Source organism: Nonomuraea sp. NPDC003727 (genome assembly GCF_053586935.1).
Map to the genome: position 1 here is coordinate 792,359 of NZ_JBSFNE010000001.1, position 12,548 is coordinate 804,906.

14 protein-coding genes and 1 tRNA gene are annotated in these 12,548 nt (G+C 71.5%); 7 read left to right on the forward strand and 8 right to left on the reverse strand.

Annotated elements, in window-relative coordinates; genetic code table 11:
- The first annotated feature begins 1 nt into the window (after position 1).
- The 3 genes from ACWDLG_RS03860 (at position 2) to serS (ending at position 2,709) form a co-directional block, all read left to right on the forward strand.
- Positions 2 to 415: a DUF4446 family protein gene (locus tag ACWDLG_RS03860; protein WP_449915688.1), complete on the forward strand. Its 414-nt coding sequence runs from the start codon at positions 2 to 4 to the stop codon at positions 413 to 415.
- Between the two features lie 13 nt (positions 416 to 428).
- Complete coding sequence (pheA, locus tag ACWDLG_RS03865; RefSeq protein ID WP_449915690.1) at positions 429 to 1,349, forward strand: prephenate dehydratase; 921 nt, start codon at positions 429 to 431, stop codon at positions 1,347 to 1,349.
- 97 nt (positions 1,350 to 1,446) lie between these two features.
- Positions 1,447 to 2,709, forward strand: coding sequence for a serine--tRNA ligase (gene serS / locus ACWDLG_RS03870; protein WP_354920502.1), 1,263 nt, complete (start codon positions 1,447 to 1,449; stop codon positions 2,707 to 2,709).
- 154 nt (positions 2,710 to 2,863) lie between these two features.
- Here the strand turns inward: serS and ACWDLG_RS03875 are convergent, their stop codons facing one another.
- The 3 genes from ACWDLG_RS03875 to ACWDLG_RS03885 all read right to left on the reverse strand — a co-directional run bounded on the left by ACWDLG_RS03875 (position 2,864) and on the right by ACWDLG_RS03885 (position 5,297).
- The gene (locus ACWDLG_RS03875) at positions 2,864 to 3,793 is read right to left on the reverse strand and encodes an aminoglycoside phosphotransferase family protein (protein WP_449915693.1); all 930 of its coding nucleotides are present in this window, start codon (positions 3,791 to 3,793) and stop codon (positions 2,864 to 2,866) included.
- 344 nt (positions 3,794 to 4,137) lie between these two features.
- Positions 4,138 to 4,710, reverse strand: a complete 573-nt coding sequence (locus tag ACWDLG_RS03880; RefSeq protein WP_449915695.1) for a Pr6Pr family membrane protein — start codon at positions 4,708 to 4,710, stop codon at positions 4,138 to 4,140.
- A gap of 41 nt (positions 4,711 to 4,751) precedes the next feature.
- Positions 4,752 to 5,297, reverse strand: coding sequence for a TetR/AcrR family transcriptional regulator (locus tag ACWDLG_RS03885; protein ID WP_354920507.1), 546 nt, complete (start codon positions 5,295 to 5,297; stop codon positions 4,752 to 4,754).
- A gap of 90 nt (positions 5,298 to 5,387) precedes the next feature.
- On the opposite strand from ACWDLG_RS03885, the gene ACWDLG_RS03890 reads away from it, so the two are divergent.
- Entirely contained in the window at positions 5,388 to 6,530 is a 1,143-nt protein-coding gene (locus ACWDLG_RS03890; RefSeq protein WP_449915697.1) for an FAD-dependent oxidoreductase, read from the forward strand.
- An 82-nt stretch (positions 6,531 to 6,612) separates the two neighbouring features.
- Here ACWDLG_RS03890 and ACWDLG_RS03895 read toward each other — a convergent pair whose 3' ends face one another.
- Positions 6,613 to 6,816 (reverse strand): cold-shock protein, encoded by a 204-nt coding sequence (locus ACWDLG_RS03895; protein ID WP_354920513.1) that lies wholly within the window; start codon positions 6,814 to 6,816, stop codon positions 6,613 to 6,615.
- 222 nt (positions 6,817 to 7,038) lie between these two features.
- On the opposite strand from ACWDLG_RS03895, the gene ACWDLG_RS03900 reads away from it, so the two are divergent.
- Positions 7,039 to 7,848: an HAD family hydrolase gene (locus ACWDLG_RS03900; protein ID WP_449915699.1), complete on the forward strand. Its 810-nt coding sequence runs from the start codon at positions 7,039 to 7,041 to the stop codon at positions 7,846 to 7,848.
- Here the strand turns inward: ACWDLG_RS03900 and ACWDLG_RS03905 are convergent.
- Both ACWDLG_RS03905 and ACWDLG_RS03910 read right to left on the reverse strand, forming a co-directional pair.
- The gene (locus ACWDLG_RS03905; RefSeq protein ID WP_354920519.1) at positions 7,839 to 8,354 is read right to left on the reverse strand and encodes a bacterial proteasome activator family protein; all 516 of its coding nucleotides are present in this window, start codon (positions 8,352 to 8,354) and stop codon (positions 7,839 to 7,841) included. The two genes, ACWDLG_RS03900 and ACWDLG_RS03905, sit on opposite strands and share 10 nt — an antisense overlap.
- A gap of 52 nt (positions 8,355 to 8,406) precedes the next feature.
- Positions 8,407 to 9,375 (reverse strand): NAD(P)H-quinone oxidoreductase, encoded by a 969-nt coding sequence (locus ACWDLG_RS03910; RefSeq protein ID WP_449915701.1) that lies wholly within the window; start codon positions 9,373 to 9,375, stop codon positions 8,407 to 8,409.
- A gap of 115 nt (positions 9,376 to 9,490) precedes the next feature.
- Here ACWDLG_RS03910 and ACWDLG_RS03915 point away from each other — a divergent pair, with 115 nt between their 5' ends.
- Entirely contained in the window at positions 9,491 to 11,362 is a 1,872-nt protein-coding gene (locus ACWDLG_RS03915) for a nucleotide-binding protein (protein WP_449915703.1), read from the forward strand.
- 1 nt (position 11,363) lies between these two features.
- On the opposite strand, the gene ACWDLG_RS03920 is transcribed toward ACWDLG_RS03915, so the two are convergent.
- A tRNA-Ser gene (locus ACWDLG_RS03920) sits at positions 11,364 to 11,450 on the reverse strand.
- 85 nt (positions 11,451 to 11,535) lie between these two features.
- Here ACWDLG_RS03920 and ACWDLG_RS03925 point away from each other — a divergent pair.
- Positions 11,536 to 11,841, forward strand: coding sequence for an STAS domain-containing protein (locus ACWDLG_RS03925; RefSeq protein ID WP_449915705.1), 306 nt, complete (start codon positions 11,536 to 11,538; stop codon positions 11,839 to 11,841).
- Positions 11,842 to 11,851: 10 nt separating this feature from the next.
- Here ACWDLG_RS03925 and ACWDLG_RS03930 read toward each other — a convergent pair whose 3' ends face one another.
- Complete coding sequence (locus ACWDLG_RS03930) at positions 11,852 to 12,547, reverse strand: TIGR03943 family putative permease subunit (protein WP_449916182.1); 696 nt, start codon at positions 12,545 to 12,547, stop codon at positions 11,852 to 11,854.
- Between the last annotated feature and the right edge of the window lies 1 nt (position 12,548).

A 12,548-nucleotide genomic window follows, 5' to 3' on the forward strand; every position in this document is an offset into this window, starting at 1 on the left:
TGTGCTGATTACTCTCTGGCTCGTCGTGGGCGTCCTCCCCGGGGTCAGTGGCGCCGTCATCGGCTGGCTCGCGCTCAGGCGGGCGCGCGAGGCCCTCGACGACTGCCGGCGGATGCTCTCCCGGCAGGCCGCCGGCAGGGGTGACCTCAAGGCGATCCGCGACGTGGCGGTCTACCGCTACGACGCGCTCCAGGAGATGACCGGCCGCCTCTCGTTCTCGATCGCCATGATCAACGGCCTGGGCGACGGCATCGTGCTCACGTCCATCAACGGCCGCTCCGAGACCCGCACCTACGTGCGTCCGGTGGTCGGCGGCAAGGGCGCGCAGCCGCTGTCGCCCGAGGAGGAAGAGGCCGTACGCGCGGCCAGGCTCGGCCTCGGACCCGAGTTCGAACCACAGATGGCGAGGCGTTGACTACCCTGTAGTCATGTCTCGTCTCGCCTATCTCGGGCCGGAGGGCACCTTCACCGAAGAGGCCCTGCGGCTCATGGCGCCCGACGCCGAGCGCCTGCCCTGCGCCACCGTCAGCGCGGCGCTCAACGCCTGCCGCACCGGCGAGGCCGACGGGGCGGTCGTCCCCCTGGAGAACTCCCTCGAGGGCGCGATCACCTCGACGCTCGACGAGTTCGCCTGGGGCGAGCCGCTGCTCATCACGGCGGAGCTGCTGCTGCCGGTGCAGTTCTCGCTGCTGGCCAGGCCCGACACCGAGCTCAGGCACATCAAGCGCGTCTACACCCACCCGGCCGCGATCACCCAGTGCAGGGGCTTCATCGCCAGGGAGCTGCCCGACGCGGTCGTCGTCGCCGCGCCCTCCACGGCCGCCGCGGCCCAGGAGGTCTCGCTGCCGGGCTCGCCGTACGACGCGGCGATCGCGGCGCGCATCGCCGGTGAGCACTACGGCCTGGTCGAGATCGCCGCCGACATCGGCGACAGGTCCGACACGGTGACCCGCTTCGTCAGGGTCGCCCGTCCGGAGCCGCTGCCGGCGCCGACCGGCGCCGACCGCACCACGCTCGTGGTCTTCCTCACCGACGACCACCCTGGCGCGCTGCTGGAGATGCTGACCGAGTTCTCGGTGCGCGGGGTCAACCTGACCCGCATCGAGTCGCGCCCCACGGGCGAGGGCATCGGGCGCTACTTCTTCCACTTCGACTTCGAGGGTCACGTCGCCGACGCGCGGGTCGGCGAGGCGCTGTCCGGCCTGCACCGGGTCTGCGGCGAGGTGCGCTTCCTCGGCAGCTACCCGCGGGCCGACGGGGTCGCCCCCCAGGCCAAAAGGGGTACGGCGGACGCCGACTTCGCCGAGGCCGGCGACTGGCTGGCGCGCATCCGGTCGGGCCGGGTCTGACCGGCGTCCCTCGGCGCCACCAGCGCGTCCGCCCGGGACGCCGCACCAGATGGGAAAGCGGGCGCGGGCGGAGGTGACGGGTCGGTAGCCTTGGGGTGTGATTGACCTGCGTACCCTTCGTGAGGACCCCGACCGGCTACGGGCTTCGCAGCGTGCCCGCGGTGAGGACGACGCCGTCGTCGACACGCTGCTCGACCTGGACGAGCGCCGCCGCGCCGCGCTGACCTCGTTCGAGTCTCTGCGCGCCGAGCAGAAGTCCATGGGCAAGTCGGTCTCCAAGGCCTCGGGCGAGGAGAAGCAGGCGCTGCTGCAGCGGGCCAAGGACCTCGCCGGCCAGGTCAAGACGGCCGAGGCCGAGGCCGAGAAGCTCGCCGCCGAGCTGGAGGAGCTGCTCGGCACCATCCCCAACATCGTCTCGACCGAGGCGCCCCACGGCGGCGAGGACGACTACGTCGTGCTGGAGACCGTCGGCGAGCCGCGCCAGTTCGACTTCGAGCCGCGCGACCACCTGGAGCTCGGCGAGCTGCTCGGCGCCATCGACATGGAGCGCGGCGCCAAGGTGTCCGGCTCGCGCTTCTTCTTCCTGCGCGGCGTCGGCGCGCGGCTGCAGCTCGGAATGCTCAACATGGCCATGCAGCAGGCGATCGAGTCGGGCTTCATCCCGATGATCACGCCGGTGCTGGTCAAGCCCGAGACCATGGCCGGCACCGGTTTCCACGTCGCCCACGACAAGGAGATCTACCGCCTGCCCGACGACGACCTCTACCTGGTCGGCACCTCCGAGGTGTCGATGGCGGGCTACCACGGCGACGAGATCGTCGACGGCGGGCAGCTGCCGCTGCGCTACGCGGGCTGGTCGTCGTGCTTCCGGCGCGAGGCGGGCTCCTACGGCAAGGACACCCGCGGCATCATCCGCGTCCACCAGTTCGACAAGGTCGAGATGTTCTCCTACTGCAGGCCGGAGGAGGCCGAGGCCGAGCACCTGCGGCTGCTCGCGTGGGAGAAGGAGATGCTGGCCAAGATCGAGGTGCCGTACCGCATCATCGACACCGCGGCGGGCGATCTCGGCATGTCGGCGGCGCGCAAGTTCGACTGCGAGGCGTGGATCCCGACCCAGGGGCGTTACCGCGAGCTGACCTCGACGTCCAACTGCACCGAGTTCCAGGCGCGCAGGCTGGGCGCCAGGTTCCGCGACAAGGACGGCAAGCCGCAGTTCCTGGCCACCCTCAACGGCACGCTCGCCACCACCCGGTGGATCGTCGCCATCCTGGAGAACCACCAGCAGGCCGACGGCTCGGTCGTGGTGCCCAAGGCGCTGCGGCCTTACGTGGGCCTCGACGTCCTGGAGCCGGCCAAGTAGCCCGCCCGCGGCCCCGCACGCCCGGCGTGCGGGGCCGTCACGTTTAGCGGCCCCGTGCCCGTCGCGCGGGGCCGTCACCCTTAGCGGCCCCGCGCCTGTCGCGCGGGGCCGTCACGTTTAGCGGCCCCGCGCCTGTCGCGTGGGGCCGACGTCGTCATCCCCGTACGGCAGGGGCCGCGCGGTCCAGCAGGGCCGTGGCGATGGCGACCTGGGCGGGCTCGAGCGCGCCCCTGCCGTCCTCGATGTCCCACAGCGCGTTCTGCAGGACGCGGCCGAGCGTCCAGCCGGTCGCCCGCTGCCGGTCCAGGCCGAGGGCCTCGGTCAGCAGGTCGAAGCGGCGCAGCACCGTGCGCTCGACCTCGCCGGTCGCCGCCACCTGATCCCATCGGATGTCCAGCGCCGGCAGCAGCTCGAACCCGGGGTCGCCGGCCAGCGGTTCGGGGTCGATGGCCAGCCAGGGCTCCCGCTCCCCTGCCAGGACGTTGCCGTCGTGCAGGTCCCAGTGCAGCAGGCGGTCGCCGGCTTCACCGGCCAGCTCGGCCACGGCGGCCGCGCAGGTGCGCAGCAGCCGCTGCTCGGCGGGGTCACGCAGGGCCGGGACGGCCTGCGGTACCTCCTCGAGCATGGCGGCGGCGATGTCGGCCAGCCGCCGCAGGCCGGCCGGAGCCGGTTGCGCGGTCAGGCGGGCCATCAGGTCGGCGAGGACCGGCATGACCGCGTGGTCGCCGGGCACCGTGGCCAGCGTCCTGGCCGCGTCCAGGCGTTCCAGCAGCTGGGTGCCGCTCTCCTCGTCGTGGTCGAGCAGGCGCACGATGCCGTCGCCGTTCCAGGCTCGCAGGCCGGTGGCGACGCCCGCGGTCTCCTCCCTCAGCTGCTGCAGTTTGAGGACGGCGGGCGTGCCGTCGGCCCGGCGCACGGGCAGGACTAGCGAGGCCATGCCGTGGGCGGCCGGGCCGTCGGGGCGCAGCTCCCAGCGCTCCAGCAGGTCACCGCCGAGGCGGGGGAGCGCGGCGAGCCAGGCGCGCGCCTCGGCGCCGTTGGCACCGTAGGACGCGGCGAACGCGTCGGGGACGTCGATGGTCATGAGTGAGGTGTCTCCTTCGTCGGGCCGGAGTCGGATGTGACAGGCGGGCGAAGGAGATCGCGGGGGTGCCCGGGGCCCGGGCAGGCGTCAGAGCATGTCTCCACCTTAGACGACGTCGATCACCTTCGCGCCAGCCGGATCACCCCTCGGACCAGGCGAATCACCCCTTCAGGCCACTCCTCGGGGCAGGTCGATCACCCTCGGGGCACGTCGATCACCTTCGGGACAGGTCACCCGTCCCTCCGGGCAGGTCGATCACCCTCGGGGCAGGTCACCCCTCCGGGCAGGTCGATCACCCTCGGGGCAGGTCGATCACCTTCGGGGCAGGTCGCCCGTCTCTCGGGTCAGGCGGCCCGCTTCCGGCGCGCGGCCAGGCGGTGGAGGGCGACGAGGCCGTAGCCGGCCGTCACGAACAGCGCGACGAAGGCGAGCGCCGCCACCGCGTAGTCGGTCCAGGCCAGGGTGTCCAGACCCAGGTGCCTGCCGGCCATGCGGCGCGGCAGGCCGGGCGCCGCCACCAGCACCAGTGCCGCGTACGCCAGCGGGAAGGCCAGCCATCTCAGCGGGTCGGCCCGGCGCGGACGGCGCGACCGGTCGAAGGCCGTCCAGTCGACCAGCGCCATCACGGGGGTCACGACGTGCAGCAGGAGGTTGCCCCAGTGCCGCGGCCCGCCGCCGAGGTCGGGCAGCGGCAGGGCGACGAACGCCACCATGCCGGTGATCACCAGGTACAGCGTCACGGCACCCTTGACCGTGGCCGACGTCTCGCGACCGAGCAGCCGCCACAGGTAGTAGGCGGCCAGCAGGATGTTGCTCTGCACCGTGAAGGCCACCCAAGGGTTCCTGAGCACGGCCACCAGGCACGCGATGCCGCCGAGGGCGGCTGACACCATGACGATCCGCCAGATCGTTCGCATGCCCGACACCCTAGACACCGTGATCATGTCGCGGCGGCCGGTCAGGCGGTCAGGTAGCGCTGGAGGGTGGGACCGAGCCAGGCGACGATCTCGTCGTGCGTCATGGCGACCACCGGCGGCAGCCGCAGGATGTAGCGGGCCAACGCCATGCCGAGGATCTGGGAGGCCGCCAGGCCGGCCCGGACGGGTGCCGAGGCGGGATCGGGGCACAGGCGGGCGGCCACGGGCGCGAGCTGGGCGGCGAAGATCTCCCGCATGCGCCCGGCGGCGGCCTCGTTGGTGACACCGGTACGGAGCAGCACCTGGAGCGCCTCGTCGGCCTCCCACAGCGACAGGAAGTGCCTGACCATCGCGGCCCCCACCTCCTCGGGGGCCGTCGCGGTCAGGTCGGGGAAGCGCAGGTCGATGTGGGCGGCCGCGGCGAACAGCTTCTCCTTGGCGCCGAAGTAGCGCATCACCATGGCCGGGTCGATGCCCACGTCCGCGGCGATGGCCCTGATGGTGGCCTTCTCGTAGCCGTCGGCGGCGAAGCGTTCCCTGGCGGCGGCCAGGATCGCCGCCTTGGTGTCCTCGGACGTTCTCCTCATGTCAACAACTGTAGGCCAACAAGTGTTGACATGCCACTCGCCACGGGGTCATAGTGATGCCAACAAGCGTTGACCGGAAGGAAGTGCGAGATGAACACCAGCACGGACGTCCTCGTCATCGGCGCCGGCCCCACCGGGCTCGCCGTCGCCGTGTCCCTCGCCCAGCAGGGCTTCGAGGTCACCGTCGCCGACGACCAGGCCGAGGGGGACAACACCTCCCGCGCGGCCGTCGTCCACGCCCGCACCCTCGAGGTGCTCGAACCGCTCGGCGTCACCGCGACCATGACCGCGCGCGGCATCCACTCCCCCCGCTTCACGATCAGGGACAGGGACAGGCTGCTGGTGCCCGTCGACTTCCGGCGGCTGCCGACCGCCTACCCCTACACGCTGATGATCTCCCAGGCCGACACCGAGCGGATCCTGCTGGCCAGGCTGGAGGCGCTCGGCGGGCGCGTCGCCAGGCCGTACCGGCTGGTGGGGCTGGAGCAGGACGGCGAGGGCGTCACGGCGGCCTTCGACGACGGCAGCCAGGTGCGGGCGAGGTACCTCGTCGGAGCGGACGGCATGCACAGCACCGTGCGCGAGCAGGCGGGCATCGGCTTCACCGGCGGGACGTACGCGGAGTCGTTCTCCCTGGCCGACGTACGGCTGCGCGGCGGCGTCCCCGCCGACGAGGTCGAGCTGTTCTTCTCCCCCGAGGGCCTGGTGGTGGTCGCACCCCTGCCGGGAGGCGCGTTCAGGATCGTGGCGACGGTCGACCAGGCGCCGGACAAGCCGGACGTGGCCTTCGTGCAGCGCCTGCTCGACCTGCGCGGCCCCGCGAAGGAGCCGGTGGTGATCGAGGAGGTCGTCTGGGGATCGCGCTTCAGGGTGCACCACAGGGTCGCCGACAGCTACCGTGCCGGGCGCGTGGTGCTCGCGGGCGACGCCGCCCACGTGCACAGCCCGGCGGGCGGGCAGGGGATGAACGCGGGCCTGCAGGACGCGGCGGCGCTCGGAGAGGCGCTGGGCGAGGCGCTGCGGACCGGCTCGGACGGCCCGCTGGACGGCTACGCGGCCCGGCGGCGGCCGGCGGCCGAGCAGGTGGTGAGGTTCGCCGGGCGGCTCACCGGGCTGGCGACGGTCGGCAGGCGGTGGCGCCCGCTGCGGAACGTCCTGCTCAGGGTGCTGGCGGTGCTCCCGGTCTTCAGGAAGAGGCTGGCGTGGCGGCTGTCGGGGCTGGTGTACCGCTGAGCGCCGGGGACGGCCACGAGGAGGCGGACACGAGAAGAGCGGAGACCTGGATGGTCCCCGCTCTCAACTCGTAGCTATCAGGTCAGACAGCGCGAACCTGGGAGGCCTGCGGCCCCTTCTGGCCCTGCGTGATCTCGAACTCGACCCGCGCGCCGTCCTCAAGGCTGCGGTAGCCGGAGCCGACGATCTCGGAGAAGTGCACGAACACGTCCGGCGCACCGCCGTCCGGGGCGATGAAGCCGAAGCCCTTCTCGGCGTTGAACCACTTGACGGTTCCCTGAGCCATAAAAGCTCTCCCTCAGGATGTGAATCTATGGGACCCGCACCTCGCGAATCCCGGTGTGTCGTACAGCAAGCACCCGGGGTGGCTCAGACAATCTCGTGCCGGTTTTCACTTCGGGATCAGCTAATACAACGCCATCACATCTAACACCATTCCGCCGCGTTGGTGTTCCCGCGCCGGGAAGATTTCTGGACTGCGGCCGCACAGTGCAAACTGGAAGCTGTTATGCCGAGCCACTCTCCCGCCCCTCGACTCGTCGCCACCGACCTCGACGGGACCGCCCTCCGCGCCGACGGAACCGTGTCCTCGCGCACCGCCGCGGCCTTCGCCGAGGTCGAGCGCGCCGGGGCGATGCTGGTCTTCGTCACAGGCCGTCCGCCCAGGTGGATGCAGGTGGTCGCCAATGCCGTACGGCACCGCGGACTGGCCATCTGCGCCAACGGAGCGCTGCTCTACGACCTCCACACCGAGCGGATCGTGGAGTCCCACCTCATCGAGGCCGACATCCTCGAAGAGGTCGTCGCTCAGCTTCGAGCGAACGTCCCCGATCTGACATTTTCGGTCGAGTACGAAGGCGGATTTGCGCACGAGTCGGATTTCCGGCTCAGCGGCATCGACAGCAAGGCCGTGGCGGGGCTGCGAGTCGGCACCTCGACGCTCACCTCGCGCCCCTGTGCCAAGCTCCTGGCCCTTCATCCCGGAATGGACCCCGACAGCCTCCACGCGGCCGTCCACGAGCTTGTCGGCCACCTGGTGACCGCCACCCACTCCAGCGGCAGGGCGCTGGTCGAGATGAGCGCTCAGGGCGTGACGAAGGCCTCCGCCCTCGCCACGCTGTCGGCGGCGCACGGGATCGAGCCCGACGAGGTCATCGCGTTCGGCGACATGCCGAACGACCTGCCCATGCTCGCCTGGGCAGGCACCTCCTACGCCGTGGCCAACGCCCATCCCGACGTGCTCGCCGCGGTCGACCACGTGACCGCGGCGAACGACGACGACGGCGTGGCGGCGGTGCTGGAAGAGCTCTACAGGTAGGGGCCGGAGCCGCTGGCCCGCTGCGCGTCCTGCTGCGTCAACCCGCCGGGCAGCGCCTTGCGCATCTGCTCCAGCTGGGCACGGGCCGCCATCTGCTGCGCGAAGAGGGTGGTCTGTATCCCGTGGAACAAGCCTTCAAGCCATCCGACGAGCTGGGCGTGGGCGATGCGCAACTCGGCGTCACTCGGCGGGGTGCCGTTGTCGTCGGTGAACGGCAGCGACAACCGCTCGAGCTCCTCGACCAGCTCGGGGGCGAGACCGTCCTCGAGCTCCTTGATGGAGCTCTCGTGGATCTCCTTCAACCGCTTGCGGCTGGCCTCGTCGAGAGGCGCCGCCCTGACCTCTTCCAACAGGGTGCGGATCATGCTGCCGATGCGCATCACCTTGGCGGGCTGCTCGACCAGGTTGGTGATCGACCGCTCGTCGTGCGCATCACTATCGCCCTGGGCGCTGATGCCCTCGGGTCCCACCACCACGATGTGGGGGGTGTTCTCCTCAGCGTTCATGCCCTCAAACCTACCTCCAACTGGCGCAGGTGCCTCGTGGTAGCCGAAGCTCCTACTCCTCGGGACGGGCCTCCAGCAGGATCTTGCCCACGTGCGACCCGGAGTCGAGAAGCTCGTGGGCGCGGGCGGCCTCGGCCATCGGCAGCCGGGCGTGCACGACGGGCCTGACCGCGCCCGCCGACACCAGCGGCCACACGTCGGACACCACCCCGCGCACGATCGCGCCCTTCTCGTCCACCGGCCTGGAGCGCAGCGTGGTGCCGTGGACGGCGGCGCGCTTCCTGGTCAGCGCGTGCAGGTCGAGCTCGCCCCTGGCGCCGCCCTGCAGCCCGATCACGACCAGGCGCCCGCCGGTCCTGAGCGCCTTGACGTTCCCCGGGAGATACCTGGCGCCCATGATGTCGAGGATCACGTCCGCCTGGACCTTCTCCGCGAAGTCCTCGGTGCGGTAGTCGATCGCCTCGTCGGCGCCCAGCTCCCGGCAGCGCTCGGCCTTCTCCGGCGACCCGACCGTCACCACCACGCGCGCGCCGAACGCCTTGGCGAGCTGGATGGCGGTCGTGCCGATGCCGCTCGCGCCGCCGTGCACCAGCAGCGTCTCGCCGCGCCGGAGCCTGGCCGTCATGAAGACGTTCGACCACACCGTGCAGACCGTCTCGGGCAGTCCCGCCGCCTCGGTCAGCGACAGCCCGCCGGGCGCGGGCATGACCTGCTGCCACGGCACGGCGACGCGCTCGGCGTAGCCTCCGCCGGCCAGCAGCGCGCAGACCCGGTCGCCGACCTCGAACCCGACGACGTCGGGGCCGGCCTCGGAGATCACCCCCGAGCACTCCAGACCCGGATAGGGCGAGGCGCCGGGCGGCGGGTCGTAGAAGCCCAGCCGCTGGATCACATCGGCTCTGTTGACCGCGGAGGCCGTGACATCGATCACGACTTCGCCCCGCTCAGGACGAGGGTCCGGCACCTCCCGCCACTCCAGAACCTCAGGTCCACCGGGCTTGGTGATGACAATCGCTCGCATGCGACCCACCGTAGCCGGGCACGGAACTTGTGGGTTGGCTGCATTCGACGGAACACAGGGCGTTAATCTGCAAGGTGTTTGCTGCCCCTTTACACCCGTCCCGAGGGGGAACACGGTGGCCCGGCACGATCGTGAGGAATCTCTCGAGGAACAGCTCGCCTGGCTCGACGCCATCAAGGAGAACGACGAGGAGTCCGTCAAGGTCAGCGCCAAGACCGGTGCCGTCGCCGTAGCCGCGGACGACACCGTCGTTTCACCGTATCCGAAAGACCCGTGGCTGTCGGTGCCGACCGAGCAGGAGACCCCGACCCCGCCGCTGTTCCGCGCCGCGGTCGACTCGGTGTACGGCCCCGAGGCGGCGCAGGAGCCCCCGGCCGAGGACTCTCCGGAGGAGGAAGTGCCGGAGGAGGCAGCCTCTGAGGAGGCGGCGGCGGAGGAGACGGCGCCGGCGGAGCCCCGGCCCCCGGCCTTCGGACGGGACGACGACGCCTTCATGGCGCCGCTGAAGCCGCTGCCCCGGCCGGACGACACCGACTCCTACCGGATGACGGCCTTCGACAAGCCGCTCGAGAGCGAGCCCGCGGGCAGCATGTTCGACCCGCTGCCGGCCGAGGAGCGCACGGACCCCTCCTGGCCGCGTCCGGCGTGGCCGCAGCCGCCCGCCGAGAGCTTCGAGGGCATCACGGACGTGGAGACGGTCGAGGGCGAGGTGGTCGACACCGAACCGGCCGTCCAGCCGCCGCGCCAGGAGAAGCCGGCCTTCGAGGGCTTCTCGTTCGGCCTGCCCAGGGAGGCCGACTCCGCGTCCCCGCGCTTCGTGACCGAGCCCCACGAGCCGGCCTGGCACGAGCCCGCGCGCCCCGAGCCGTCGCGGCACCAGGCCGAGTACGACGAGGATCGCCACGAGACCCGGCCGTGGATCGAGCCGCCCGCGCTGGAGACCTCGGTCGAGACCTCGGTGGAGGTGGTCGTGCAGGAGGAGCCCTTCCCCGTACGGCGCCGCCCCCAGCCGCCCGTTCCGGCGTTCGCCGCGCCGCCCCGCCCGCCCGCCGGCGACCGGCCGACCGCCGAGAGCCTCGACCCCGACTCGCTGCTGCGCGGCAGGCGGAACGCTCCCGCCAAGGGCTGGCGCCGCCTGGTCTACAAGGCGTCGGCAGGGTGGATCAAGCCCGGCGAGCCCGCGGACGTCCGCCGTCGCAGGGCGCTGGTGTCCAGGGCGCGCACCCCTGTCTCGGCGGGGCACCACCGCGTCGCCGTGCTCAGCCTGAAGGGCGGCGTCGGCAAGACCACCACGACCGTCGGCCTGGGCGCCACGCTGGCGCAGGTCCGCGGCGACAGGGTGATCGCGGTCGACGCCAACCCCGACCGCGGCACGCTGTCGGACAAGCTGGAGCTGGAGACCTCGGCGACCGTGCGCGACCTGCTCAACGAGCGCGCGCAGATCAAGCGGTACGTCGACATCAGGGCCTTCACCTCGCAGGCCACCTCACGCCTCGAGGTGCTCGCCTCCGACCGCGACCCGTCGGTGTCGGAGGCCTTCAGCGCCGCCGACTACCAGCAGGTCGCGCAGGTGCTGGAGAACTTCTACTCCATCTGCATCACCGACTGCGGCACCGGCCTGCTCCACTCGGCGATGTCGGGTGTGCTGGGCCTGGCCGACCAGATCGTGCTGGTCAGCTCGCCGTCGGTGGACGGCGCGCGGGCCGCCTCGGCGACGCTCGACTGGCTGGAGGCCCACCACTACGGCGACCTGGTCGGGAGCGCGACGGTGGTGCTGTGCAGCGTGCGGCCGCGCTCCAAGTCCGCGGTGGACATCGCCAAGCTGGAGGCGCACTTCGCGGCGCGGTGCCGTACGGTGGTCCGCGTGCCGTACGACCCGCATCTGGAAGAGGGCGCCGAGATCGACCTCGACCGGCTGCAGGAGCCGACGAGGGACGCCTATCTGCAGCTCGCCGCGGCCGTCGGAGACGGCTTCGCGGGAGCGTGAGCGGAGGGTAAGGGATTCGAACCCTTGAGGCCATCGCTGACCTGGCCGCTTTCAAGGCGGCTGCACTCGTCCACTATGCGAACCCTCCAGTGCGCACACCACCATAGCGGCTAACGCTGCCTCCGGCAGAGGTGTACCGTCGGGAGAAGGCTCCTACACCGGAGGCAACCGCGTTGGCCGAACTGAATGTCGAGGTGGAGCGCTCCACGGGGGCGGCGGTCGTGCGGCTGGAGGGTGACCTCGACAAGCTCACCGCGTCGGTGCTCGACCACCACCTGTCGCAGTTGCTGGAGGAGGGCGTCCACACGATCGTGGTCGACACCGCGGGGCTGGACTTCTGCGACTCCAGCGGGCTCTGGGTGCTGATCGACCATCTGCGTCACGTGCGGGAGCGCGGCGGCAGCCTACGTCTCACGGGGGTCCACGGCGTGCTGCGCCGGGTGCTCGAGGTGACCGGGCTCAACGCCGCCTTCCCCTGATCCCGCCGGCCTACTCGTACGGTTCCGACGGGGCCGCGACCGGCTTCACATCGACGGCGGCCAGCTCGGCGTGGACGACGCCGGTGGTGTCCTCGTCCACCTCGGTCGGCACCCACGTGCCCGTGACCTCGACCCACGTGTCCGGCTCCGGCGGGGGCGCGTCACGCACGATCACCTTCAGCGCGTAGGCGTCGGCGGCGCAGCAGGCGAGCTGCATCCTCGTGACGTACCACTGCCCCTTCTTCCTGGACGGCGTGACGAAGCCGGTGAGCCTGACCGTCCTGCCCTTCAGCGTCTGGCTGGAGTCGCTGAACACCCTGCCGATGAACTCGCTCATCGGCATCTCGGCCGGTTCGTCGCCCTTCAGCGGCGCGTAGGCGTCCAGCGCCTGCGGCCGGGGCGGCGGGGCGTCCGACCTGGCCGCGGCGAACGAGCCGAGAGCAGGCGGCGCGATCAGGAAGACGGCGAACACCGGCAGGCACAGCAGCCACGCCACCCTCGGCCCGTGATGGTCGCCGTCGCCGTCGTGGTCGCCGGGGACGGCCCTGCGGACCAGGCCGAGCAGCCCGATCACGAAGATCACCAGGCCCGCCGCGACGAGGAACGGCCGGAAGCCCGGTTTGACGTAGTTGACGTAAATGGTGGAGAACGCCGAGATGCGCAGCAGCGCGCCGCCGAGCAGCATCAGGACCAGGTTCTGCGACATC

Bases quoted from the DNA above. Each gene is read 5' to 3' on its own strand.
- pheA (WP_449915690.1), top strand. From the start codon at position 429: ATGTCTCGTCTCGCCTATCTCGGGCCGGAGGGCACCTTCACCGAAGAG.
- ACWDLG_RS03875 (WP_449915693.1), bottom strand. From the start codon at position 3,793: ATGACCATCGACGTCCCCGACGCGTTCGCCGCGTCCTACGGTGCCAAC.
- ACWDLG_RS03880 (WP_449915695.1), bottom strand. From the start codon at position 4,710: ATGCGAACGATCTGGCGGATCGTCATGGTGTCAGCCGCCCTCGGCGGC.
- ACWDLG_RS03885 (WP_354920507.1), bottom strand. From the start codon at position 5,297: ATGAGGAGAACGTCCGAGGACACCAAGGCGGCGATCCTGGCCGCCGCC.
- ACWDLG_RS03890 (WP_449915697.1), top strand. From the start codon at position 5,388: ATGAACACCAGCACGGACGTCCTCGTCATCGGCGCCGGCCCCACCGGG.
- ACWDLG_RS03895 (WP_354920513.1), bottom strand. From the start codon at position 6,816: ATGGCTCAGGGAACCGTCAAGTGGTTCAACGCCGAGAAGGGCTTCGGC.
- ACWDLG_RS03900 (WP_449915699.1), top strand. From the start codon at position 7,039: ATGCCGAGCCACTCTCCCGCCCCTCGACTCGTCGCCACCGACCTCGAC.
- ACWDLG_RS03905 (WP_354920519.1), bottom strand. From the start codon at position 8,354: ATGAACGCTGAGGAGAACACCCCCCACATCGTGGTGGTGGGACCCGAG.
- ACWDLG_RS03910 (WP_449915701.1), bottom strand. From the start codon at position 9,375: ATGCGAGCGATTGTCATCACCAAGCCCGGTGGACCTGAGGTTCTGGAG.
- ACWDLG_RS03930 (WP_449916182.1), bottom strand. From the start codon at position 12,547: ATGTCGCAGAACCTGGTCCTGATGCTGCTCGGCGGCGCGCTGCTGCGC.